General features: G+C 66.0%; 18 protein-coding genes. 15 read left to right on the top strand and 3 right to left on the bottom strand.

The window, feature by feature from the left end; genetic code table 11:
- The first annotated feature begins 1 nt into the window (after position 1).
- From LGN19_RS27400 to LGN19_RS27350, 11 genes are all read left to right on the top strand, one after another.
- Positions 2-1,132 (top strand): SLC13 family permease, encoded by a 1,131-nt coding sequence (locus tag LGN19_RS27400; protein ID WP_226218171.1) that lies wholly within the window; start codon positions 2-4, stop codon positions 1,130-1,132.
- A gap of 569 nt (positions 1,133-1,701) precedes the next feature.
- Positions 1,702-2,226, top strand: a complete 525-nt coding sequence (locus LGN19_RS27395) for an ATP synthase subunit I (protein ID WP_174960087.1) — start codon at positions 1,702-1,704, stop codon at positions 2,224-2,226.
- A gap of 109 nt (positions 2,227-2,335) precedes the next feature.
- Complete coding sequence (atpB, locus tag LGN19_RS27390) at positions 2,336-3,187, top strand: F0F1 ATP synthase subunit A (RefSeq protein WP_226218168.1); 852 nt, start codon at positions 2,336-2,338, stop codon at positions 3,185-3,187.
- A gap of 75 nt (positions 3,188-3,262) precedes the next feature.
- Positions 3,263-3,535 carry a F0F1 ATP synthase subunit C gene (gene atpE, locus LGN19_RS27385; RefSeq protein WP_021160442.1) on the top strand — a complete coding sequence of 91 codons (273 nt, stop codon included), beginning with the start codon at positions 3,263-3,265 and terminating at the stop codon, positions 3,533-3,535.
- Positions 3,536-3,664: 129 nt separating this feature from the next.
- Positions 3,665-4,135, top strand: coding sequence for a F0F1 ATP synthase subunit B (locus tag LGN19_RS27380; RefSeq protein ID WP_011350523.1), 471 nt, complete (start codon positions 3,665-3,667; stop codon positions 4,133-4,135).
- 2 nt (positions 4,136-4,137) lie between these two features.
- On the top strand, positions 4,138-4,677 hold the full coding sequence (locus tag LGN19_RS27375; protein ID WP_174960091.1) for a F0F1 ATP synthase subunit delta: 540 nt from the start codon (positions 4,138-4,140) through the stop codon (positions 4,675-4,677).
- A gap of 44 nt (positions 4,678-4,721) precedes the next feature.
- Entirely contained in the window at positions 4,722-6,263 is a 1,542-nt protein-coding gene (gene atpA / locus LGN19_RS27370) for a F0F1 ATP synthase subunit alpha (protein ID WP_011350525.1), read from the top strand.
- A 69-nt stretch (positions 6,264-6,332) separates the two neighbouring features.
- The gene (gene atpG / locus LGN19_RS27365; RefSeq protein WP_011350526.1) at positions 6,333-7,208 is read left to right on the top strand and encodes a F0F1 ATP synthase subunit gamma; all 876 of its coding nucleotides are present in this window, start codon (positions 6,333-6,335) and stop codon (positions 7,206-7,208) included.
- A gap of 66 nt (positions 7,209-7,274) precedes the next feature.
- Complete coding sequence (gene atpD, locus LGN19_RS27360; protein WP_226218165.1) at positions 7,275-8,669, top strand: F0F1 ATP synthase subunit beta; 1,395 nt, start codon at positions 7,275-7,277, stop codon at positions 8,667-8,669.
- 156 nt (positions 8,670-8,825) lie between these two features.
- Positions 8,826-9,251: a F0F1 ATP synthase subunit epsilon gene (locus LGN19_RS27355; RefSeq protein WP_006477288.1), complete on the top strand. Its 426-nt coding sequence runs from the start codon at positions 8,826-8,828 to the stop codon at positions 9,249-9,251.
- 252 nt (positions 9,252-9,503) lie between these two features.
- The gene (locus LGN19_RS27350; RefSeq protein ID WP_174960093.1) at positions 9,504-11,231 is read left to right on the top strand and encodes an AMP-binding protein; all 1,728 of its coding nucleotides are present in this window, start codon (positions 9,504-9,506) and stop codon (positions 11,229-11,231) included.
- Between the two features lie 722 nt (positions 11,232-11,953).
- Here LGN19_RS27350 and LGN19_RS27345 read toward each other — a convergent pair.
- The gene (locus LGN19_RS27345) at positions 11,954-12,733 is read right to left on the bottom strand and encodes a transporter substrate-binding domain-containing protein (RefSeq protein ID WP_226218163.1); all 780 of its coding nucleotides are present in this window, start codon (positions 12,731-12,733) and stop codon (positions 11,954-11,956) included.
- 149 nt (positions 12,734-12,882) lie between these two features.
- On the opposite strand from LGN19_RS27345, the gene hemE reads away from it, so the two are divergent.
- The 4 genes from hemE (at position 12,883) to LGN19_RS27325 (ending at position 22,233) form a co-directional block, all read left to right on the top strand.
- The gene (gene hemE, locus LGN19_RS27340) at positions 12,883-13,977 is read left to right on the top strand and encodes a uroporphyrinogen decarboxylase (RefSeq protein ID WP_319000663.1); all 1,095 of its coding nucleotides are present in this window, start codon (positions 12,883-12,885) and stop codon (positions 13,975-13,977) included.
- Positions 13,978-14,431: 454 nt separating this feature from the next.
- Positions 14,432-16,693 (top strand): primosomal protein N', encoded by a 2,262-nt coding sequence (locus tag LGN19_RS27335; RefSeq protein WP_226218157.1) that lies wholly within the window; start codon positions 14,432-14,434, stop codon positions 16,691-16,693.
- A 383-nt stretch (positions 16,694-17,076) separates the two neighbouring features.
- Complete coding sequence (putA, locus tag LGN19_RS27330) at positions 17,077-21,009, top strand: trifunctional transcriptional regulator/proline dehydrogenase/L-glutamate gamma-semialdehyde dehydrogenase (protein ID WP_226218155.1); 3,933 nt, start codon at positions 17,077-17,079, stop codon at positions 21,007-21,009.
- A gap of 84 nt (positions 21,010-21,093) precedes the next feature.
- On the top strand, positions 21,094-22,233 hold the full coding sequence (locus LGN19_RS27325) for a branched-chain amino acid ABC transporter substrate-binding protein (RefSeq protein WP_122944079.1): 1,140 nt from the start codon (positions 21,094-21,096) through the stop codon (positions 22,231-22,233).
- A 118-nt stretch (positions 22,234-22,351) separates the two neighbouring features.
- On the opposite strand, the gene LGN19_RS27320 is transcribed toward LGN19_RS27325, so the two are convergent.
- A complete protein-coding gene (locus LGN19_RS27320; RefSeq protein WP_226218262.1) occupies positions 22,352-23,860 on the bottom strand; it encodes a class I adenylate-forming enzyme family protein in 1,509 nt (502 codons plus the stop codon).
- Positions 23,861-23,923: 63 nt separating this feature from the next.
- Positions 23,924-25,576 (bottom strand): acyl-CoA dehydrogenase family protein, encoded by a 1,653-nt coding sequence (locus LGN19_RS27315; protein ID WP_226218153.1) that lies wholly within the window; start codon positions 25,574-25,576, stop codon positions 23,924-23,926.
- Between the last annotated feature and the right edge of the window lie 94 nt (positions 25,577-25,670).

Genomic DNA, 25,670 nt, shown 5'->3' with positions numbered 1-25,670 from the left:
CATGGAGGAGACGCGCACACCGGCGCCGCGCCGGTGGTTGGGGTGGCTTGCGCAGGAGCCCGTGCTATCGGTGCTCGCGCTTGGGCTGATTGTGCTGCAATGGGTGCGTCCGCAACCATTTTCCGTGTTGGCCGATCGGGTTGATTGGCAGACGGTCGCGACGCTCGCGGGCCTGTTGATGCTGACCAAGGCGCTCGAGTTGTCCGGCTGCCTGATGTGGCTCGCGCACCGGATCGTGCACCACGTGCATTCCGAGCGCGGGCTCGCGATGCTGCTGGTCGGGTTCGCCGCGTTGCTGTCGATGTGGCTCACCAACGACGTCGCGCTGTTCGTCGTCGTGCCGTTGATGGTGTCGCTGCGTGCGCTGACGCCGCTGCCGTTCCGGCGGCTCGTGATCGTCGTCGCGCTGGCCGTCAATGCGGGGTCCGTCGCGACGCCGCTCGGCAATCCCCAGAATCTGTTCCTGTGGCAATTGAGCGGCGTGTCGTTCGGCCGCTTCGTGGTGACGCTCGGGCCGCTCGCGATCGCACTGATGGCGCTGCTGCTCGTGCTGACCGCGTGCGCGTTTCGCGCGAAGCCGCTCGATCTGTCCGGCGACGTCGTCGCCATTCCCGTCCAGCGCATGCACGCGCTGATCGCGGCGGTGCTGTTCGCGGCATTCGTGCTGCTCGCCGATGCGCATCATCCGCTGCCGGGCCTGCTTGCCGTCGCGATCGTGCTGCTTGCCATAAAACGTGACGCAGTCCTCAAGATCGACTGGCTGCTGCTGCTGATCTTCGTGCTGATGTTCGTCGTGCTGCGCAGCGCGGCGGCGCTGCCCGTCATCCATGACGCGATTGCGCATGCACGTCTCGACTCGCCGCTGCGCATCTTCGCGGCCGGTGCCGTGCTGTCGCAGGGCATCAGCAACGTGCCGGCCGCGATCCTGCTGTCGGAGTTCACGCGTGACTGGCGCGCGCTTGCATTCGGCGTATCGGTCGGCGGTTTCGGTTTCGCGATCGGTTCGCTTGCGAACCTGATCGCGGTGCGTCTCGCGAAGGAGCCGCGCATGTGGCTACCGTTCCACCTGGTCTCGATTCCGTTCGCGCTCGCGAGCGCGGCACTCGGCGCGTGGCTGCTCGTTCACGGTTGAACGATGCCGGTTCATGCGGCACAGGCGTGCCATTCGGGTGGCGGGGAGGGCGCACAGCATTCGCGCTGGTTGCGGGGCTGTTGATAAGTGTGGCGATCCACAGTCGATCGACTGTGGTGGCATGACAACTGATTGGATAATTCGGCGCGCCAGCGTCGGCCCGGGTTTCGCGCATCAGATGCGCGTGGGTGGCCACAGTGTTTTGTCTGCTCGGCGTTTCGCGCGGAGCGCGAGCCCGGGGCCGCGTCACAGCGTGGTTATTGGGTGCCGATCGTGCCGTCCCGCCAGCGCCCGCGCCGGGCATCGCTTCCTCGCCATTTCATCGACGCCGGATTATTTCGAGCAAGAAATACCGGTGCAAAAAAGCGACCTTACAACTGTCATCGTACATCGTCGAATCGCATGTTTTTTCACATCATGAGGTGACGTTTTACGCTGGTTTTTGTCGCGTCTAAAGCCTTGAATCACTTGCAACTATCGCTTACAATCGCCCGGATTTGTTAGCTAGGCACCCCTGAAAGCTTTCAGAAAGCTTGGGGCCGGGTTCAAGGATTTTGCGGAAGATTGCGATGGCGGGTCAGGCGCCGGACGACAGGCACGATGATCAGCGCACGCAACGCACCGCTTCAGCGGCCGGCGAGCGGCGCGAATTCGATGATGACTGGGATGCCGAGCAGCAAGAAAACAATATCGTTCCGCTCACACGGGTAGAAGCCGAAAAGCTGTTCGGCCCGGACGTGAGCAAGCCCTCGCGCGTGACCCCCTATAAGGTGGTATTCGCGCAAGTGGTTCTGTCCCTGGTTGCAACGCTGGCGTGGTGGCTGTTTTCGAAGTCGCCGGGCGCCGCTGCGCAATCCGCGTTTCTGGGCGGAGCGATCGGCTGGGTGCCCAGTGCGGTGTTCGTGGCACGACTGAAGGCAGGTGGCTCGGCCACCGTGATGAGCTGGGTGATGGGCGAAGCCCTGAAGCTCGCTCTGACGATCGGGATGTTCACTGCAGTGGCGTTCGGCTGGTCCGGCGTGCACTGGGTACCGTTCCTCGTCACGTACCTCGTCGTGCTGAAGACGTACTGGATCGCGCTGGCCTGGCGGTAAGGAACAAGCAGCGTGCGGTTTCGACAACGAACCGCACCGGCCCGTTCCCGCAATAGCGTGTTGCGGAACTGGCAAAACGATTTTCGACAATTTGGGTGGCATTAACGATATGGCAGCTAGCGAAGGCACGCGCGGTCCGGATCCGTCCGAGTACATTGCGCACCACTTGCAGAATTTCTCCACCTCGCATCAGACGTCGATTTTCGACATCCACGTCTGGAATCTCGACACGCTGTTCTGGTCGATCGTTTGCGGCATCGTGACGATCCTCGTACTGCGTCTGGCCGCCCGCAAGGCGACGTCGGGCGTGCCGGGCCGTTTCCAGTGCGCGATCGAGATGCTCGTCGAGATGGTCGAAGACCAATCGAAGGCCATCGTTCACGGCAATCGTACCTTCATCGCTCCGCTCGCGCTCACGGTGTTCGTGTGGGTCACGCTGATGAACTCCCTCGACTTCCTGCCGGTCGACCTGCCGGGCCGCGTGATCGAGCTGCTCGGTCTGTCGAATGTAATTTCCCACCATCGCATCGTCCCGACGGCCGACCTGAACGGCACGCTCGGCATCGCGCTCGGCGTGTTCGTCCTGATGATCTACTACAGCATCAAGATCAAGGGCGCGGGCGGCTTTGTGCATGAGCTGCTGTCGGCACCGTTTGGCGCCCACCCGCTGCTGTGGATCCCGAACCTCGCGCTCAACATCGTCGAATATCTCGCGAAGACCGTCTCCCTCGGTATGCGGCTGTTCGGCAACATGTACGCGGGTGAGCTGTTGTTCCTGTTGATCGCCCTGCTCGGCAGCATGTGGAGCTTCGGTGGCGACGCAACGTTCCTCGGCTTCGTTGGCCACGTGATCGCGGGCAGCGTCTGGGCAATCTTCCACATCCTGATTGTTCTGTTGCAGGCATTCATTTTCATGATGCTGACGCTGGTGTATCTCGGCCAGGCGCACGACAAGCACTAAGCGCGGCGTGCAAGAAAGAGTTTCCGTTTTAGTTTTTTAAATCTCAGTTCCAAGTCTTTTCACAAAGGAGTGATCATGCAAGCTTACATCGCCAACATCCAGGGTCTGACCGCCATCGGTATCGGCATCATCATCGGCCTGGGTGCAATCGGCGCCTGTATCGGTATCGCACTGATGGGTGGTAAGTACATCGAAGCCTGCGCACGTCAGCCGGAACTCATCAACCCGCTGCAAACGAAGATGTTCCTGCTGGCTGGTCTGATCGACGCGGCATTCCTGATCGGCGTGGGTGTTGCAATGCTGTTCGCGTTCGCGAACCCGCTCCTGTCGAAGCTCGTCGCAGGCTAAGGTTTCTCGGAAACATGCGTCCGGCGCAAGCCGGCGCAGGGCGGAACGGAGACTTGGGGCGCTGATCGAATGCAACTCGATGAGCGCCTTACCGTTTCATTTTTCCGGAATAGCAGATAAGGAAACACCGTGAATCTCAACGCAACTCTGTTTGCGCAAATGGTCGTGTTCCTGGTCCTCGCGTGGTTCACGATGAAATTCGTGTGGCCGCCGTTGATCAACGCCCTCGACGAACGTTCGAAGAAGATCGCCGACGGCCTCGCCGCCGCCGAGAAGGGCAAGGCAGAACTCGACGCAGCGCACAAGCGCGTGGACCAGGAACTCGCGCAGGCCCGCAATGACGGCCAGCAGCGCATCGCCGACGCTGAAAAGCGTGCCCAGGCGGTCGCCGAGGAAATCAAGTCCAACGCCCAGGCTGAAGCCGCCCGCATCATCGCCCAGGCGAAGGCGGAAGCAGAACAGCAAATCGTGAAGGCGCGCGAAGCGCTGCGTGGCGAAGTCGCTACGCTGGCCGTGAAGGGCGCCGAGCAGATCCTGAAGCGCGAAGTCGATCAAACGGCCCACGCCCAACTGCTGAATCAACTGAAAGCCGAGCTCTGATCATGGCCGAACTTGCAACCATCGCCCGCCCTTACGCAGAAGCGCTGTTCCGCGTGGCCGAGGGCGGTGACATCGCCGCCTGGTCCACGCTCGTGCAAGAGCTGGCCCAGGTTGCGCGTCTGCCGGAAGTGCTGTCGGTCGCGTCGAGCCCGAAGGTGACGCGCACGCAAGTAGCCGAGTTGCTGCTTGCTGCGGTGAAGTCGCCGCTCGGTGCTGGCGCCGAAGCGAAGAACTTCGTGCAGATGCTGGTCGACAATCATCGCATCGCGCTGCTGCCGGAAATCGCAGAGCAGTTCGAGGCGCTCAAGAACGAACGTGAAGGTGCAGCCGACGCCGAGATCGTGAGCGCGTTCCCGCTGAACGGCGCGGATCTCGAGAGTCTCATCTCGGGCCTCGAACGCAAGTTCAAGCGCAAGCTGAAACCGACGGTCGAAGTCGATTCGTCGCTGATCGGCGGCGTGCGCGTGACGGTCGGCGACGAAGTGCTCGACACCTCGGTTCGCGCGCGCCTCGCATCGATGCAGGCTGCGTTGACCGCCTGAGCGCCACGCCGGCACGCAACAGAATTGACTATCAGGAGCGAATAATGCAACTCAATCCCTCTGAGATCAGCGAGCTGATCAAGAGCCGGATCCAGGGCCTTGAAGCGAGCGCAGACGTTCGCAACCAGGGCACCGTGATCTCCGTGACCGACGGTATCGTGCGTATCCACGGCCTGTCGGACGTGATGCAGGGCGAAATGCTCGAGTTTCCGGGCAACACGTTCGGCCTCGCGCTGAACCTCGAGCGCGACTCGGTCGGCGCGGTGATTCTCGGCGAATACGAACACATCTCGGAAGGCGACATCGTCAAGACGACGGGCCGCATTCTCGAAGTCCCGGTTGGTCCGGAACTCGTCGGCCGCGTGGTCGATGCGCTCGGCAACCCGATCGACGGCAAGGGCCCGGTCAACGCAAAGCTGACCGACGCGATCGAAAAGATCGCCCCGGGCGTGATCTGGCGTAAGTCGGTGTCGCAGCCGGTGCAGACGGGCATCAAGTCGATCGACGCAATGGTGCCGATCGGCCGTGGCCAGCGTGAGCTGATCATCGGCGACCGTCAGTGCGGCAAGACCGCAGTGGCGCTCGACGCGATCATCAACCAGAAGGGCAAGGACCTGATCTGTATCTACGTCGCGATCGGCCAGAAGGCTTCGTCGATCATGAACGTGGTTCGCAAGCTCGAAGAAACGGGCGCGATGGAATACACGATCGTCGTCGCCGCTTCGGCTTCGGATTCGGCAGCGATGCAGTACCTCGCACCGTACGCCGGCTGCACGATGGGCGAATACTTCCGCGACCGCGGCCAAGACGCGCTGATCATTTATGACGACTTGACCAAGCAAGCTTGGGCATACCGTCAGATCTCGCTGCTGCTGCGCCGCCCGCCGGGCCGTGAAGCATACCCGGGCGACGTGTTCTATCTCCACTCGCGTCTGCTCGAGCGTGCTGCTCGCGTGTCGGAAGAGTACGTCGAGAAGTTCACGAACGGCGAAGTGAAGGGCAAGAGCGGCTCGCTGACGGCACTGCCGGTCATCGAAACGCAGGCTGGCGACGTGACCGCGTTCGTTCCGACGAACGTGATCTCGATTACCGACGGCCAGATCTTCCTGGAAACCGACCTGTTCAACGCAGGCATCCGCCCGGCAATCAACGCCGGCGTGTCGGTGTCGCGAGTCGGTGGCGCCGCTCAGACGAAGGTCGTGAAGAAGCTGTCGGGCGGTATCCGTACCGACCTCGCGCAGTATCGTGAACTGGCAGCATTCGCCCAGTTCGCATCGGACCTCGACGAAGCGACCCGCAAGCAGCTCGAGCGCGGCCGCCGCGTGACGGAACTGCTGAAGCAGCCGCAGTACCAGCCGCTGCAGGTGTGGGAACTGGCCGTGTCGCTGTACGCCGCAAACAACGGCTACCTCGACGACCTCGACGTCAAGCAAGTGCTGTCGTTCGAGAAGGGCCTGCGCGAAAGCCTGAAGACCAGCAACGCTGACCTCATCAAGCGCATCGAAGACACCAAGGATCTCTCGAAGGACGACGAAGGCGCACTGCGCTCGGCGATCGAATCCTTCAAGAAGTCCGGTGCCTATTGATCCGCGAGTGACACACTGAGGCCGCGCGGGTGCTGATGCGCCCGCGCCGCTTCGGTCAAGGAGCAAGCTATGGCTGGAATGAAGGAAATTCGCGGCAAGATCAAGAGCGTGCAGAACACGCGCAAGATCACGAAGGCGATGGAGATGGTGGCCGCATCGAAGATGCGCCGCGCGCAGGAACGCATGCGCGCCGCTCGTCCGTATGCGGACAAGGTCCGTGCCATCGCTGCGCACATGAGCCGCGCGAACCCGGAGTACCGCCACCCGTTCATGGTGGCGAACGAAGGCGCGAAGACGGCCGGCATCATCCTCGTCACGACGGACAAGGGTCTGTGCGGTGGTCTGAACACCAACGTGCTGCGTGCGACGGTGCAGAAGTTCAAGGAGCTGGAAGAGAAGGGCCAGAAGGTCGAAGCCACCGCGATCGGTAGCAAGGGCCTCGGGTTCCTGAACCGCTTCGGCGCGAAGGTGCTGTCGCAGGTCGTGCACCTCGGCGACACCCCGCATCTGGACAAGCTGATCGGCGCCGTGAAGACGCAGCTCGATCTGTACTCGGAAGGCAAGCTGTCGGCGGTTTATATCGCTTACACGCGCTTCGTCAACACGATGAAGCAGGAAGCCGTGATCGAGCAGTTGCTGCCGCTGTCGTCGGAGCACTTCGAAGCCGATGACGGTACGCCGGCCACGTCGTGGGACTACATCTACGAGCCGGACGCGCAGGCAGTCGTCGACGAACTGCTCGTGCGTTACGTCGAGGCGCTGGTGTACCAGGCCGTCGCGGAAAACATGGCGTCCGAGCAATCGGCGCGCATGGTCGCGATGAAGGCCGCGTCCGACAACGCGAAGACGGTGATCAGCGAACTGCAGCTCGTGTACAACAAGAGCCGTCAGGCCGCGATCACGAAAGAACTGTCGGAGATCGTCGGCGGCGCAGCCGCTGTTTAAGCGCGCGCCCGGGACGACAACTGCGCCTTTGCGCGAGTAAAGAATCAGGTATTTAAAGGAAAAGCGATGAGTACTGCTGCTTTGGTAGAAGGCAAGATCGTACAGTGCATCGGCGCCGTTATCGACGTGGAATTCCCGCGCGACAGCATGCCGAAGATCTACGACGCGCTCATTCTCGATGGCTCGGAACTGACGCTCGAAGTCCAGCAGCAGCTGGGCGACGGCGTTGTCCGTACCATCTGTCTGGGTGCATCCGACGGCCTGCGCCGCGGCCTGACCGTGAAGAACACGGCGAAGCCGATCTCGGTGCCGGTCGGCAAGCCGACCCTCGGGCGAATCATGGACGTGCTTGGCCGTCCGATCGACGAAGCGGGCCCGATCGAAAGCGAAACGACGCGTTCGATCCACCAGAAGGCTCCGGCGTTCGACGAACTGTCGCCGTCGACCGAACTGCTCGAAACGGGTATCAAGGTTATCGACCTGATCTGCCCGTTCGCAAAGGGCGGCAAGGTTGGCCTGTTCGGCGGTGCTGGCGTGGGCAAGACCGTCAACATGATGGAGCTCATCAACAACATCGCGAAGGAACACGGCGGTTACTCCGTGTTCGCGGGCGTGGGCGAGCGTACCCGTGAAGGGAACGACTTCTACCACGAAATGAAGGACTCGAACGTTCTCGACAAGGTCGCGCTGGTGTACGGCCAGATGAACGAGCCGCCGGGCAACCGTCTGCGCGTTGCGCTGACCGGCCTGACGATGGCCGAGCACTTCCGTGACGAAGGCCTCGACGTGCTGTTCTTCGTCGACAACATCTACCGTTTCACGCTGGCCGGTACCGAAGTGTCGGCACTGCTCGGCCGTATGCCGTCGGCAGTGGGCTATCAGCCGACGCTGGCTGAAGAAATGGGCAAGCTGCAAGAGCGCATCACGTCGACCAAGAAGGGCTCGATTACGTCGGTCCAGGCCGTGTACGTCCCTGCGGATGACTTGACCGACCCGTCGCCGGCTACGACCTTCGGCCACTTGGACGCAACCGTCGTTCTGTCGCGTGACATCGCTTCGCTGGGTATCTACCCGGCGGTCGACCCGCTCGACTCGACGTCGCGCCAGATCGACCCGAACGTGATTGGTGAAGAGCACTACTCGATCACCCGTCGTGTTCAGCAGACGCTGCAGCGCTACAAGGAACTGCGCGACATCATCGCGATTCTGGGTATGGACGAACTGTCGCCGGAAGACAAGCAGTCGGTCGCGCGCGCTCGTAAGATCCAGCGTTTCCTGTCGCAGCCGTTCCACGTTGCTGAAGTGTTCACGGGCTCGCCGGGCAAGTACGTGCCGCTGAAGGAAACGATCCGCGGCTTCAAGATGATCGTCGACGGCGAGTGCGACCACCTGCCGGAACAGGCGTTCTACATGGTCGGCACGATCGACGAAGCCTTCGAAAAGGCCAAGAAGATCTCGTAAGGATTCGAGTGAGTCGCACGGCGCGTGCGGGTCGGGGTGTCGGTCTTCATTGATCGACAGTCAGGCCGGTCGCGCCGACCGCAACACGCTCAATCCGCCGTGCATGGGACGAGGGCAGGCGCCGCGAGGCGTTCGCACTCGTCGACAGGAGTCCATATGGCAACCATCAAAGTAGACGTCGTCAGCGCGGAAGAGCAGATCTTCTCGGGCGAGGCGAAATTCGTCGCGCTGCCGGGCGAAACGGGTGAGCTGGGCATTCTGCCGGGTCACACGCCGCTGATCACGCGGATTCGTCCGGGTGCGGTGCGCATCGAAGTCGAGGGCGGCAACGACGAATTCGTGTTCGTCGCGGGCGGCATTCTCGAAGTGCAGCCGGGTGCCGTGACGGTGCTCGCCGATACCGCGATCCGCGGCAAGGACCTCGACGCGGCGAAAGCCGAGGAAGCACGCAAGCGTGCCGAGGAAACGCTGCAGAACGCGAAGTCGGATCTCGACCTCGCGAAGGCGCAATCCGAGCTCGCGACCGCGATGGCGCAGCTCGAGGCGATCCAGCGTCTGGCGAAGATTCGCAGCCGGCACTGAGCCGCGCCGCGTATCCCGCGAAAGAAAGCAGCCTTCGGGCTGCTTTTTTTTCGTCCGTCGTTTTCGTCTGTTTTTTGCGGGCCGGATCATATCGTCCGGTCGTGCTATTTCATCCGTCCGCCGCGATTTGCTGTCAGAGTATCGTCAGCCGCGCGCGTCATCATCCGTGTTGAGGCTTTCCGTCGCGAATGCGCGGCGGAGGCGGGCGGTGGAAGCGCGCAGGCCGATCAGACAAAAAGGACGGAGACATTCATGGCAGCAGACCTTGGCGTGGGGGCGCTGATCGCGCCCGAAAACGGATTGTCGTACGTGCGCGGCACGACCGACGTGCCGCTCTCGGAAGCGACGCTCGGCCGGTTCCTGCTCGACACGGCCGGCCGCTTTCCCGATCGTCCGGCCGTCGTGTTCCGCGAGCAGCAGGTGCGCTGGACCTGGCGCGAGTTCGCGAACGAGGTCGACGTGCTGGCGGCCGGCCTCGCGTCGCTCGGCATCGTGAAGGGCGACCGCGTCGGCATCTGGTCGCCGAACCGCAGCGAATGGCTGCTCACGCAGTTCGCGACCGCGCGGATCGGCGCGGTGCTCGTCAACATCAATCCGGCCTACCGGCTGTCGGAGCTCGAATACGCGCTCAACAAGGTCGGCTGCAAGGCCGTGATCGCCGCCGAGCGCTTCAAGACATCCGCGTACGTCGAGATGCTGCAGACCATCGCGCCGGAGCTCGCGACCGCGACGCCGGGCGAGCTGCATGCGGCGCGCGTGCCGAGCCTGCGCACGGTCGTGTCGATGGGCGACGTCGCGCCGGCCGGCATGTTCCGCTTCGCGGACCTGATGGCGCGCGGCCGCCAGGCCGTCGATCCCGCGTTGCTCGATGCGATCGGTGCGACGCTCACGGCCAACGAGCCGATCAACATCCAGTTCACGAGCGGTACGACGGGTAGCCCGAAGGGCGCGACGCTCACGCATCGCAACGTCGTCAACAACGGGCGCTCGATCGCGACGGCGATGCGTTTCACCGAGCAGGACACGCTGTGCATCCCGGTGCCGCTGTATCACTGCTTCGGGATGGTGCTCGCGGTGCTCGCATGCGTGTCGAAGGGCGCGGCGATGGTGTTCCCGGGCGAAGCATTCGATCCGGTCGCGACGCTCGCGGCGGTGGCCGACGAACGCTGCACCGCGCTGCACGGCGTGCCGACGATGTTCATCGCCGAGCTCGATCACCCCGCGTTCCCGAACTTCGACCTGTCGACGCTGCGCACCGGGATCATGGCCGGTTCGCCGTGCCCGATCGAGACGATGAAACGCGTCGTGTCGCAGATGCACCTGTCGGAGATCACGATCGCGTACGGGATGACGGAGACGAGCCCCGTGTCGTTCCAGAGCTCGACCGACGATCCGCTCGAGAAGCGCACGACCACGGTGGGGCGCATCCAGCCGCATCTGGAGGTGAAGGTCGTCGATCCGAGCGGCGCCATCGTGCCGGTCGGCGCGACGGGCGAGCTGTGCACGAAGGGCTATTCGGTGATGCTCGGCTACTGGGACGACGACGCGAAGACGCGCGAGGTGCTGGTGGACGGCTGGATGCACACGGGCGACCTGGCGACGCTCGATGCGGACGGCTACTGCAACATCGTCGGCCGGCTGAAGGACATGGTGATCCGCGGCGGCGAGAACGTCTATCCACGCGAGATCGAGGAATTCCTGTTTCGGCATCCGAAGATTCAGAGCGCGCAGGTGTTCGGCGTGCCCGATGCGAAGTACGGCGAGGAGCTGTGCGCGTGGATCGTGCTGCGCGCGGACGAGCAGATGACCGAGGACGACGTGCGTGCCTTCTGCCAAGGGCAGATCGCGCACTACAAGATCCCGCGCTACATCCGCTTCGTCGACGAGTTGCCGATGACGGTGACGGGCAAGGTGCAGAAGTTCGTGATGCGCGACCGGATGATCGAGGAGTTGAAGCTCGACGTGCAGAAGACCGCGTAGCGGGGCATGGAGGCGGGAAAAACGCGGCGGCCTGCGGGCCGTTGCGTTTTCGATGGACGAAAAAAAGCGGGCTTATTAGCCCGCTAAAAACCACACGCTACGGGGTTAGCGCGAGGAGACCAAAGATGAAACCGAGTCCGGCGGGGGGCCGGAAACGACTCCAACAGGGATGCCCCTTGGAAGGGCTTCGGTACGTGACCGACTGGCTCGCAGCGCTTCGCGTCCGCTCACACTTGGCACACGAGACCGCATCCGTGTTGAAACCGTTGAGGCCATTGTGGGCGAATTAATGACCCCTCGCGGTAACAAAGTGTTTCAGGTTGTAACGCCCGCCAGATAAGGCTTTCCGGGATTTTTTTCTGTTTTTGAGGGTCTGAAAAAGGTCATTTTTACCCATATTTTCCGCAGCGTTTTCAGCGCATGCGCACGATGCGTTTTTCGTGCGTATCAGGCTCGACGAACTGCCGATTTACACGCGAGAAAATGCGCGGTTCGGCCGATACCGCGCATGACGAGTCATTCGTCAGAAAGATTTTGAAACGTGATTGGCCTGCGCGGAAGTCGGCCGTTCGGCCAATTCGGGGGCTGCCGGCCGATTTTGCCGGCGCCGGCACGCTGCGTCGAAGTGTAACGGCGGCGCTTCGGCCGCCGCCGCGCAGCGACTTTCGCGGGCGTCAGCCGCGGGGTCGGTGCCCGCTATCGACTACCGCGCGCGCACCCGCTTACTTCAGCCATTTGTCCGAAATCGCCTGGTATTCGCCGGTCGACAGCGCGAGATGCAGCCATTGATCGACGTACTGCTGGAACGCGACGTCGCCGCGCGGCACCATGTACGCCTTCTCGCCGAACTGGAACGGCTTGTCCGGATGCACCGAGCACAGGCCCGGATTCAGCTTTTGCTGCAGCAGCGTCTCGGACGCATCCGTCACCATCACGTCCGCCTTGCCCGCGAGGATTTGTTTGAAGATCGTTACGTTGTCCGGATAGACGGTGAGGTTCGCGTGCGTGAAATACTGCTTCGCGAAACGCTCGTTGGTGCCGCCCGGGTTCACGATCACGCGCGTCTCGGGCCGGTCGATCTGCGCGACGGTCTGGTATTTGTCGGCGTCCGCGCAGCGTACGATCGGCGTCTTGCCGTCCACGACGTACGGCTGCGTGAAGAACGCGCGCTTCTGGCGCTCGAGCGTCGTCGAGACGCCGCCCACCGCGATGTCGCATTTCGCGACGAAGTCGCCGGTCAGGTTCGGCCAGCTTGTCTTCACGTAGTCGGTCTTCACGCCCAGCGACTTCGCGAGCGACTCGGCCATGTCGATGTCGATGCCCTCGAAGCGGCCGTCTGCACGGTAGTACGAATACGGCTTGTAGTCGCCCGTCGTGCACACCCGCAGCGTGCCGCGCGCGAGCACGTCGTCGAGCCGCGAGCCGGCGCCCGCGCCGGTCTGCGCGTGCGCGGCGGCGCAGCAAAGCAGCGCGGCCGCGGCGAGCGTGGCGAATGTCTTCATCGGTCTCCTCCCTGGTTTCGTTCGATATGAGCGTCCGATCATAACGGAGCCATCGCGCGCGTCATATGGCCGCCATCGCGTCGGCATGCGCAGCCTTGTGGCGGCTGTCCGGTAAAATGCCGGTTTGCCCTCGCATCGTCGCTCCTACCGTGGCCCATACCCTGCTCAACGACACCTTCCTGCGTGCGCTTCTGCGCGAGCCGACCGACTACACGCCGATCTGGCTGATGCGCCAGGCCGGCCGCTACCTGCCCGAATACAACGCGACGCGCGCGCGCGCCGGCAGCTTCCTTGGGCTCGCGAAGAATCCCGACTACGCGACCGAAGTGACGCTGCAGCCGCTCGAGCGCTTTCCGCTCGACGCCGCGATCCTGTTCTCGGACATCCTGACGATTCCGGACGCGATGGGGCTCGGCCTCGACTTCCAGGTCGGCGAAGGGCCGAAGTTCGCGCATCCGGTGCGCACCGAGGCCGACGTCGCGAAGCTCGCGGTACCGGACATCGAAGAGACGCTCGGCTACGTGACGGGCGCCGTGCGCGAGATCCGCCGCGCGCTCACCGACGGCCAGGGCCGCCAGCGCGTGCCGCTGATCGGCTTCTCGGGCAGCCCGTGGACGCTCGCGTGCTACATGGTCGAAGGCGGCGGATCGGACGATTTCCGCACGGTGAAGTCGATGGCGTATTCGCGCCCCGACCTGATGCACCGGATCCTCGACGTGAACGCGCAGGCGGTGGCCGCGTACCTGAACGCGCAGATCGAAGCGGGCGCCCAGGCCGTGATGATCTTCGATACGTGGGGCGGCGCGCTGGCGGACGGTGCGTACCAGCGCTTCTCGCTGGACTACATCCGCCGCGTGGTTGCGCAGCTCAAGCGCGAGCACGACGGCGAGCGCGTGCCGGTGATCACGTTCACGAAGGGCGGCGGGCTGTGGCTCGAGGAGATCGCGGCGACCGGCGTCGACGCGGTCGGCCTCGACTGGACGGTCAACCTTGGCGCCGCGCGCGAGCGCGTCGCGGGCAAGGTCGCGCTGCAAGGCAATCTCGACCCGACGATCCTGTTCGCGCCGCCCGCCGCGGTACGTGAGCAGGCGCGCGCGGTGCTCGACAGCTACGGCAACCATCCGGGCCATGTGTTCAACCTCGGGCACGGCATTTCGCAATTCACGTCGCCCGATCACGTCGCCGAACTCGTCGACGAAGTGCATCGCCACAGCCGCGCGATCCGTAGCGGAGCCGCCGGCTGAACGCAAGCGCTGTCATGCTGCACTGCGGGGTGACAGCGTTTCGCTGTTGGCGCTAAACAGGGCGCAACCCCGCACCGGTTGCCGATTCAGTGCTTGTCAAGACTTGACTTATACACATTTTCCTCGTTGCAGCGCGGTAGAGCCCTGTATCGGTCAATTTGTCTCGCTATGGTTCGGTAATTTGAATAGCAGCCTTATGGAATAAGGCTCTGCGGGGCACCGCGACAAGCGCGGAAAATCAGCGGAAAGCGCGGCCCCGCGCGCGTTGCGGCCAGTGAGCAACGAGTTCTCAACAAAGTTATCCACAGGCTGGGCAGGGTATACGGCGATTCCTAATGCGAATCCAAAACTTAGCGCCGAATCTGAAGTTTTACTTTAAGTCCGTCGCCTCGATGCGGGCGCGGATGCCGGCTGTCCATGGCCATGCGGCGCGTGCCGCCGCCGGAGCGCCGTAATGAGCGGTACCTATCTGCGCGTCGCGCTCGACCATCCGCTCGCCACCCTGTTCGATTACCGCTGCGACGCGCAACCGGCGCCCGGGCCCGGCACGCTCGTGCAGGTGCCGTTCGGCAAGCGGCAGGCCGTCGGGCTGGTCTGCGAAGTGACGACTCACACCGACGTGCCGCCGTCCCGGCTGCGCGCGATCGACGCGATCTGCACCGACCTGCCGCCGTTGTCGCCGGACTGGCTCGCGCTCGTATCGTTCGCCGCCGACTACTACCAGCGCGGGCGTGGCGAGGTCGCGCTGCCGGCGCTGCCGCAGGCGCTGCGCGATGCCGGGCGCTGGGGGCGGCTGCTCGCGCCCGAGGTGCGTTACCGGCCGACGGAAGCCGGCCGCGCGGCGCTGCCCGATGCGTTGCCCGCGCGCGGGGCCGCGCTGCGGCGGCTCGCGCAGGCGCTGGTCGACACCGGTTCGCTGGCGTTGCCCGATGCGCGCGCGCTGCATCCGAAGGCGGTCGCGACGTTCGACGACTGGGCGGCGCGCGGCTGGGTCGACGTCGAGGAGATCGGCTGGGCCGATGTGCCTGTGCCCAAAGCTGTGGATAACCTGTTGGCAGCCGGTGGACGAACTGTGCCGCCGGCGCTCACGGACCAGCAGGCCGAGGCGCTCGACGCGATCCGCGCCGCGCAGGGCTTCGCGCCGTTCCTGCTGCACGGTGTGACGGGCAGCGGCAAGACCGAGGTCTATCTGCATGCGCTCGCGTCGCTGCTCGACGCGCGGCCGGACGCGCAGGCGCTCGTGCTCGTCCCCGAAATCAACCTGACGCCGCAGTTCGAGGCCGCGTTTCGTGCGCGCTTCGCGGGCGCGCTCGCCGACGACGCGATCGTCACGCTGCACAGCGGGCTCGCCGAGGGCGAGCGAGCGCGCAACTGGCTCGCCGCGCATACGGGCCGCGCGCGGATCGTGCTCGGCACGCGCCTCGCGGTGCTCGCGTCGATGCCGACGCTCGCGCTGGTCGTCGTCGACGAGGAGCACGAGCCCGCGTACAAGCAGCAGGAAGGGCTGCGCTACTCGGCACGCGATCTCGCCGTGTGGCGCGCGAAACAGCTCGGCATCACGGTCGTGCTCGGCTCGGCGACGCCATCGCTCGAAAGCTGGTGGCAGGCCGAGCAGGGCCGCTACACGCGGCTCACGCTGTCGCGCCGCGCAGTGGCCGACGCGACGCTGCCGACCGTGCGGCTGATCGACCTCGAAGAGGAGCGGCGGCGCGGGCGCGCGTCGATGGGCGGGCTGTCGGGGCCGCTCGTCGCGGCGCTGAAGGCGCGGCTCGAACGCGGCGAGCAGAGCCTCGTGTTCCTGAACCGGCGTGGCTACGCGCCGCAGCTTGCCTGCGACGCCTGCGGCTGGGTCGCAGGCTGCCCGCGCTGCAGCGCGTACGTCGTGCTGCACAAGCCCGAGCATGCGTTGCGCTGCCATCACTGCGGCTGGGAATCGCGCATTCCGCGATCGTGCCCCGAGTGCGGGAACGTCGACATCGCGCCGCTCGGGCGCGGCACGCAACGCATCGAGGAGGCGCTCGCCGAGGCCGTGCCGGGCGCACGCGTGCTGCGGATCGATGCGGACAGCACGCGCCGCAAGGGCAGCGCGCAGGCGCTCTTTTCCGACGTGCATGCGGGCGAGGTCGATATCCTCGTCGGCACGCAGATGATCGCGAAGGGGCACGACTTCCAGCGCGTGTCGCTCGTCGGCGTGCTCAATGCCGATACCGCGCTGTTCTCGCACGACTTCCGCGCGAGCGAACGGCTGTTCGCGCAGCTGATGCAGGTGAGCGGCCGCGCGGGGCGCGCCGGGCTGCCGGGCGAGGTGCTCGTGCAGACGCGTTACCCGCGTCATGCGCTGTACCACGCGCTCGGGCGGCAGGATTACGTCGGCTTCGCGAATTCGACGCTCGGCGAGCGCCGCGACGCGCACCTGCCGCCGTTCGTCTACCAGGCGCTGCTGCGCGCCGAAGGGCGCACGCTCGACGCGGCGCTCGCCTTCCTGCTGCAAGCCGCGGCCGCGTTGCCGGGGCTGCCGGGCGCCGATCGCGTGACCGTGTACGACGCGGTGCCGATGACGATCGTCAAGGTCGCGAACGTCCACCGCGCGCAGTTGCTGCTCGAAAGCGCGTCGCGGGCGGCGCTGCAGCATGCGCTGCGTGCGTGGCAGCCGGAGTTGCGCGCGCTGAAGGGCGTGCTGCGGTGGAGCGTCGAAGTCGATCCGCTGGATATCTGAGCCGCGCGCCATGCGGCCGTCGTGCTGCGTGGCGCTGCGTTGAAGCCCGGGCCGCCGCGCCGGGCACCCCCGAACCGTCTGTTGCCGCACGGCCGCACCCGGGCGCCCCGTCCGCCATCACACCCAGTGCAACCGGTTTTCGTGCGCCGCCAGGCCCGCGGAAGGTTGCGCACGCATGTCAAACCGGCCCGCTCAGGGAAAACACCGATCCCCCGACCACGGGCAACCCCTAGGTTGCAACCGCATAAGTGGCTGATTATATTGAGTAACTTGTGGGTGCAACCTATCTCGCAATTTGGTTGCACCTTTTTATTGCGTGCCGTAGGATTTCGCGCATCCTCTCACACCACATTGCCGGGCTCGCACCGGCGCACGAACCCACCATGGCAAGCACGACTCTCGGCGTCAAAGTCGACGACCTTCTCCGCTCGCGCCTCAAGGACGCCGCCGCGCGTCTCGAGCGCACTCCCCACTGGCTGATCAAGCAGGCGATCTTCGCGTACCTCGAGCGGATCGAGCACGGCCAGTTGCCGCCCGAGCTGTCGGGCCACAGCGGCGTGACGGAGCTCGCCGACGGTCAGTCCACGGATGGCGACGACGACAACTCGCCGCATCCGTTCCTCGAGTTCGCGCAGAACGTGCAGCCGCAATCGGTGCTGCGCGCGGCGATCACGGCCGCGTACCGCCGCCCCGAGCCGGAATGCGTGCCGTTCCTGCTCGGCCAGGCGCGCCTGCCCGCGAACCTGCAGGCGGACGTGCAGGCGCTCGCGACGAAGCTCGTCGAGGCGCTGCGCGAGAAGAGCTCGGGCGGCGGCGTCGAAGGGCTGATCCACGAGTTCTCGCTGTCGAGCCAGGAAGGCGTCGCGCTGATGTGCCTCGCTGAAGCGCTGCTGCGCATTCCCGATCGCGCGACGCGCGATGCGCTGATTCGCGACAAGATCAGCAAGGGCGACTGGCGTTCGCACGTCGGCCACGCGCCGTCGCTGTTCGTGAACGCGGCGACCTGGGGGCTGATGATCACCGGCAAGCTCGTGACGACCAACAGCGAGGCGGGGCTGTCGTCGGCGCTGACGCGCCTGATCGGCCGCGGCGGTGAGCCGCTGATCCGCAAGGGCGTCGACATGGCGATGCGCCTGATGGGCGAGCAGTTCGTCACCGGCGAGACGATTTCCGAAGCGCTCGCGAACAGCCGCAAGTACGAAGCGCGCGGCTTCCGCTACTCGTACGACATGCTCGGCGAAGCGGCGACGACCGAAGAGGACGCGCAGCGCTACTACGCGTCGTACGAACAGGCGATCCACGCGATCGGCAAGGCGGCCGGCGGCCGCGGCATCTACGAAGGCCCGGGCATCTCGATCAAGCTGTCGGCGCTGCACGCGCGCTACTCGCGCTCGCAGCAGGACCGCACGATGAGCGAACTGCTGCCGCGCGTGCGCGCGCTCGCGCTGCTCGCACGCCGCTACGACATCGGCCTGAACATTGACGCGGAAGAGGCCGACCGCCTCGAGCTGTCGCTCGACCTGCTGGAAGCGCTGTGCTTCGACCCGGAGCTCGCGGGCTGGAACGGCATCGGCTTCGTCGTGCAGGGCTACCAGAAGCGCTGCCCGTTCGTGATCGACTACCTGATCGATCTCGCGCGCCGCAGCCGTCACCGCCTGATGATCCGCCTCGTGAAGGGCGCGTACTGGGATACCGAGATCAAGCGTGCGCAGGTCGACGGCCTCGAAGGCTATCCGGTCTACACGCGCAAGATCTACACCGACGTGTCGTACCTCGCGTGCGCGAAGAAGCTGCTCGCGGCGCCGGATGCCGTCTACCCGCAGTTCGCGACGCACAACGCGCACACGCTTGCCGCGATCTACCAGCTCGCGGGCCAGAACTACTACCCGGGCCAGTACGAATTCCAGTGCCTGCACGGGATGGGCGAGCCGCTGTACGAGGAAGTCACGGGCCGCGACAAGCTGAACCGTCCGTGCCGCGTGTACGCACCGGTCGGCACGCACGAGACGCTGCTCGCGTACCTGGTGCGCCGCCTGCTCGAGAACGGCGCGAACACGTCGTTCGTGAACCGCATCGCGGATAAAACCGTGGCGGTGAAGGAACTGGTCGCCGATCCGGTCGACGAGGCGTCGAAGGTCGTGCCGCTCGGCGCGCCGCACGCGAAGATCCCGCTGCCGCGCCACCTGTACGGCGACGAGCGTCCCAACTCGATGGGCCTCGACCTGTCGAACGAACACCGTCTCGCGTCGCTGTCGTCCGCGCTGCTCGCGAGCGCGCATTTCCCGTGGCGCGCGGCGCCGATGCTCGACGACGACACGCTCGTCGACGCGCCGGCCCGCGACGTGCGCAACCCGGCCGACCAGCGCGACCTGGTCGGCACGGTCAGCGAAGCGACGGCCGAACACGTGAGCGCGGCGCTCGCGCACGCGGTGGCCGCCGCGCCGATCTGGCAGGCGACGCCGGTCGATGCACGTGCCGATTGCCTGGTGCGCGCGGCCGACCTGCTCGAAGCGCAGATGCACACGCTGATGGGTCTGATCGTGCGCGAAGCCGGCAAATCGCTGCCGAACGCGATCGCCGAGATCCGCGAAGCGGTCGACTTCCTGCGCTACTACGCCGCGCAGATCCGCGACGAATTCTCGAACGACACGCACCGTCCGCTGGGCCCCGTGGTCTGTATCAGCCCGTGGAACTTCCCGCTCGCGATCTTCATGGGCCAGGTTGCCGCGGCCCTCGCGGCCGGCAACACGGTGCTCGCGAAGCCGGCCGAACAGACGCCGCTGATCGCCGCGCAGGCCGTGCGCCTGCTGCGCGAGGCCGGCGTGCCGGCCGGTGCGGTGCAACTGCTGCCGGGTACCGGCGAGACCGTCGGCGCGGCGCTGGTGGCCGATCCGCGCACCCGCGCGGTGATGTTCACCGGCTCGACCGAAGTCGCGCGCCTGATCAACAAGACGCTGTCTTCGCGCCTCGATCCGGACGGCAAGCCGATCCCGCTGATCGCGGAAACGGGCGGCCAGAACGCGATGATCGTCGACTCGTCGGCGCTCGCGGAGCAGGTCGTCGCGGACGTGATGCAGTCGTCTTTCGACTCGGCCGGTCAACGGTGTTCGGCGTTGCGCGTTCTGTGTCTGCAGGACGATGTTGCGGACCGCACGCTGACGATGCTGAAGGGCGCAATGCACGAGCTGGCGCTCGGCAACCCCGACCGGCTGTCGACGGACGTCGGCCCGGTGATCGACGGCGAAGCGAAGCAGACGATCGACACGCACGTCGCGGCGATGAAGGACAAGGGTCACGGCGTCACGCAGCTGCCGGCGCCCGAGGCCTGTGCGCACGGTACGTTCGTGCCGCCGACGCTGATCGAGATCGGCAGCATCGACGAGCTGAAGCGCGAGGTGTTCGGCCCCGTGCTGCACGTGGTGCGTTACCGCCGCAGCCAGCTCGACAAGCTGCTGGAGCAGATCCGCGCGACCGGCTACGGCCTGACGCTCGGCATCCACACGCGGATCGACGAGACGATCGCGCATGTGATCTCGAATGCGCACGTGGGCAACATCTACGTGAACCGCAACGTGATCGGCGCGGTGGTCGGCGTGCAGCCGTTCGGCGGCGAAGGGCTGTCGGGCACGGGCCCGAAGGCCGGCGGCGCGCTGTACCTGCAGCGCCTGCTCGCGACGCGTCCGTCGGGCCTGCCGCGTTCGCTCGCGCAGTCGCTGGTGGCGGACGGCGCGGTGGAAGGCGATGCACGCGGCAACCCGGCGGCGGCGCTGACCACGCTGCGCGACTGGCTGATCGAGCAGCGCGAGCCGGCGCTGGCCGCGCGTTGCGACGGCTATCTGGCCCAGGTGCCGGCCGGTGCGACCGCGGTGCTGAGCGGCCCGACCGGCGAGCGAAACACGTATACACTCGGCCCGCGCGGCACGGTGTTGTGCGTCGCGGCAACGCCGGGCGGTGCGCGTGCGCAGTTCGCGGCGGTGCTGGCGACCGGTAACCGCGCGCTGTTCGCGGGTGCGGCCGGCGAGGCGCTGGTCGCCGCGCTGCCGGCGTCGCTGAAGGTGCACGCGGCCGTGCGCAAGCAGGTCGACGTGCCGTTCGACGCGGTGCTGTTCGAAGGCGACAGCGACGAACTGCAGACCCTCGTGAAGGACGTCGCGCAGCGGCCGGGCCCGATCGTGTCGGTGCAGGGCGTGTCGGTGGGCGCGTTCGAGAACGGCGACGCGGAAGATTACGCGCTGGAACGGCTGCTGACGGAGCGCTCGGTGAGCGTGAACACGGCCGCGGCGGGCGGCAATGCGAATTTGATGACGATCGGCTGATCATCCTTGCCGTTCGGATCAAACAAAGGAAGCGGCAAGGCGATCCCGAAGCCGCTCCATTTACCCTGGTACCAAGGAGATGCTATGCAACACACGATGAAAAAGCTGGCAGGCGCGACGTTTGTCGCCGTCATGTCGCTGGCGGGGACGGCCCATGCGGATGACGTGAAGATCGGTTACGCAGGGCCGATGACGGGTGCGCAGGCGCACTACGGCAAGGATATGCAGAACGGGATCGTGCTCGCGATCGAGGATTTCAACGCGACGAACCCGAAGATCGGCGGCAAGCCGGTGAAGTTCGCACTCGACACGCAGGACGACCAGGCTGACCCGCGCACCGGCACGACGGTTGCGCAGAAGCTCGTCGACGACGGCATCAAGGGCATGCTCGGCCACTTCAACTCGGGCACGACGATCCCGGCCTCGCGCATCTACGCGAACGCGGGCATCCCGGAAATCGCGATGGCGACGGCACCGGAATACACGCAGCAGGGTTACAAGACGACCTTCCGCATGATGACGTCCGACACGCAGCAAGGCTCGGTGGCCGGCACGTTCGCGTCGAAGGATCTCGGCATGAAGAAGATCGCGATCGTCGACGACCGCACGGCCTACGGCCAGGGTCTCGCCGACCAGTTCGAGAAGGCCGCCAAGGCCGGCGGCGCGACGATCGTCGACCGCGAATTCACGAACGACAAGGCTGTCGACTTCAAGGCAATTCTGACCAAGCTGAAGGCCGGGAAGCCGGACCTCGTCTACTACGGCGGCGCGGATTCGCAGGCTGCACCGATGGTCAAGCAGATGAAGACGCTCGGCATCACCGCTCCGCTGATGAGCGGCGAAATGGTGAAGACGCCGACGTTCCTGAAGATCGCGGGCAACGCGGCCGACGGCACGATCGCTTCGTTGGCCGGCCTCCCGCTGGAAGAAATGCCGGGCGGCAAGACGTACGCTGACAAGTACAAGAAGCGCTTCGGCGAAGAAGTGCAGACGTACTCGCCGTATGCATACGACGGCGCGATGGCGATGTTCAACGCGATGAAGAAGGCCGATTCGACCGATCCGGCGAAGTACCTGCCTCTGCTCGCGAAGACCGACATGGCCGGCGTGACGTCGACGCACGTCGCGTATGACGCGAAGGGCGACCTGAAGAACGGCGGCATCACGATGTACAAGGTCGAGAAGGGCGAGTGGAAGCCGCTGAAGAGCATCGGCGGCAAGTAAGCAGCCGATGACGTGACGCGCGGGCGGCGGCACATGTCGCTGCCCGGCCGATCATGCGAAAAAGCCACCGGGCCGTCGGGCCGGGTGGCTTTTTCTTTTTCCGTGGCCGGGCAAGCGGCTATTCGCGGCGCACGCGCAGCAGGAACTTCTGCAGCTTGCCCGTCGGCGTGCGCGGCAGCGCCTGCGCGAACATGAATTCGCGCGGAATCTTGTACGCGGCGAGCCGTGCGCCGCAGAACGCGCGCAGCGCGTCCGCGTCGGGCACGCTGCCCGCGCGCAGCACCACGTGCGCGACGACCGTCTCGCCCCAGTCGGGATGCGGGACGCCGACGACGGCCGCCTCGGCGATGTCCGGGTGCGCGCCGAGCACGTCCTCCACTTCCTTCGAATAGACGTTTTCGCCGCCGGTCACGATCATGTCCTTCAGCCGGTCGACGATGAACAGGTAGCCATCCTGATCGATCCGCGCGATGTCGCCGGTGCGATACCAGCCGTCCGGTGCGAACGCGGCGCGTGTCGCGGCTGCATCGTCGAGATAGCCGAGCATCATGCTGTCGGTCTTCAGCCAGATCTCGCCGGTCTCGCCCGGCTGCGCGTCGATGCCGTCCATCCGCACGACGCGCAGGTCGACGCCCGGGCCGCCCGTGCGGCCGATCGAACCGGCCTTCGAGACCTGCTCGTCCGGATACAGCGTCGTGCCGGCCGGGCCCGCCTCCGTCATGCCGTACACCTGGAAGAACGCGTCGCTGCGATACGCGCGCGCGAGCCGCTGGGCCTGCGCGGGGCCGATCGGGCCGCCGCCGTACAGCCATGTGCGCACGCTCGACAGGTCGAACGCCGCGAAGCCGTCGATCGTGTCGAGCGGCAGCAGGTACGACACAGGTGCGCCGAAATACAGCGTCACGCGCTCGCGTTCGATCGCCTGCAGGAACCGCAGCGGATGGTATTCGCGCAGCAGCACGACGGTGCCGCCCGCATACAGCGTGCCGCCGAACCAGTTGTTGAGCGGCGACGAATGCCAGATCGGCATCGCCATCAGCGTGCGCTCGTTGCGGCCGATGCCGATCGCGAGTGCCGCCTGCATCGCCGCGAGCGTCACGGTGCGGTGGCTGTGCACGCAGCCTTTCGGGTGGCCGGTGGTGCCGGACGTATAGAGGATCTGCGCGATGTCGCCGTCGGCCGGCTCGATGCCCGCGAGGCCATCCCTTGTTGCGCACAGCGTGTCGAAGCACGGCACGCCGTCGAGCTCGCCTTCGGTCACGAGCCGCCGCGCGGGATGCACGAGGCGTTCGACCACCGGCGCGAGCGCCACGTCGAACAGCAGCACCTTGCTGCGGCTGTGTTCGAGCACGTAGTCGACTTCCGGCGCCTGCAGCTTGTGGTTGATCGGCACGAACGTCGCACCGAGCCGCCACGCGCCGAACATCAGGTCGACGAAGGCCGGCGTGTTGAAGCACATCGCGGCGACGCGGTCGCCGGCCGCGATGCCGAGTGCGCTCAGCACGGCCGCCGTGCGGTGCGAGCGCTCGCGCGCGGCGGCATAGGTGATCGTCGCAGATTCGCTGACGAGGAACGGCTTGTCGGGCGTCGCACGGGCGGCGCGGTCGAGGGCGGCGACGAGGTTCATCATCGGTGCTCCGGGCAGGCGAACGAAGGCGAACTGGGCCTTGTCAAGCGATCCAAAAGGGCATCAGGCCGGGTATGCGCGCTGCAGCAGCGCGGCGACGTCGATCGCGTGCGGGTCGAAGCCGCCCGCGATGCGGCCCCAGTCAGGCGCGGCGAGCCGCGTCGCGACGAATGCGTCGGCGACGGCCGCCGGCGCGTCGCGGCGCAGCAGGCACGCCTGCGCGACCACCGCGAGCCGCTGCGCGAACACGCGGCCGGACGCCTCGAGCGTGTCGGCCGGCGCCGCGAGCATCGCGCGCAGCGTATCGAGCGCCGCGCGGATGCGCGGTTCGCCCGCGCCGAGGTCGGCGAGCTCGGCGAACAGCGCGGCGGCCGCGTCGGGCTCGCGCGATATCGCGCGCAGCACGTCGAGACACATCACGTTGCCCGAGCCTTCCCAGATCGAGTTGACGGGCGCCTCGCGGAACAGCCGCGCGATCGGGCCGTCGTCGACATAGCCGTTGCCGCCGAACACTTCCATCACCTCGCCGGTCAGTTCGACCGCGCGCTTGCACACCCAGAATTTCGCGGCGGGCGTGACGATGCGTTTCCACGCGCGTTCGCGCGGCGAGTCGTCGCGCTCGAACGCGTCGGCGAGACGCATCGACAGTGACAGCGCCGCTTCGCTTTCGAGCGCGAGATCGGCGAGCACGGTGCGCATCAGCGGCTGCTCGGCGAGCGCGCGGCCGAACGCATGGCGCTGGCGCGTGTACGCGATCGCCTGCACGACACCCTGGCGCAGCATCGCCGCGCTGCCGAGCACGCAATTCAGCCGCGTGTAGGTGGCCATCTCGATGATGGTCGGAATGCCGCGGCCTTCATCGCCGAGCATGATGCCCCACGCGTCGTTCAGCTCGATCTCGCTGCTCGAGTTGCTGCGGTTGCCGACCTTGTCCTTCAGCCGCTGGATCTCGACCGCGTTCTTCGTGCCGTCCGGGCGCCAGCGCGGCACGTAGAAGCACGACGGGCTGCCGGCTTCGGTGCGCGCGACGACGAGATGCGCGTCGCACATCGGCGCCGAGAAAAACCACTTGTGGCCGCGCAGCCGGTATTCGCCACCGCGTCCGCCCGCGCCGACCGCGGTCGCGAGCGTCGTGTTCGCGCGCACGTCGGAGCCGCCCTGTTTCTCGGTCATGCCCATGCCGAACCAGATCGAGCGCTTGTCGGCGACCGGTACGTCGCGCGGATCGTAATCGTTGCTGTAGAGCTTGTCGCGCAGCAGTTCCCACAGCGCGGGCTCCTTCTGCAGCACCGGGATCGCGGCCTGCGTCATCGTCGCCGGGCACAGCGAGCCGGCCTCGATCTGGCCATGCAGGTAGAAGCCGGCCGCGGTTGCGGCCCAGCGGCCGCGGCGCGACTCGCGGAACGCGAGCGACACGAAGCCTTCGTTGCGGTACTGGCCGAGCAGCGCGTGCCAGGCCGGGTGGAATTCGACGAGGTCGATGCGCCGGCCGCGCCGGTCGAACGTGTTCAGTTCCGGCGTGTGGCGGTTCGCTTCGTCGGCGAGCCGCGCGGTGTCGGCGCTGCCGAGCCGCGCGCCGTACGCATCGAGCTGCGGCATGGCCCAGTCGGCGCCCGCGCGGGTGAGCGCGTCGCGCAGCGCGATGTCCGTCGCGAAGAGGTTATAGTCGACCAGTTCGTCGAACTGGTTCGTGACGGCGTGAGTCGATTCGGTCATCGAGGTTGTCTCCGGTCTCATGCTGCGCGGGCGGCCGGCGCCATGCCGCACGGATGGCGCTGCGGCGCCGGTTCCGGCCCCCGGTAAAACGCAT

Origin of the sequence: Burkholderia sp. AU30198 (assembly GCF_020419825.1) — a bacterium.
Lineage (GTDB): Bacteria > Pseudomonadota > Gammaproteobacteria > Burkholderiales > Burkholderiaceae > Burkholderia.
This window is presented reverse-complemented; position numbering and strand designations above follow the sequence as displayed.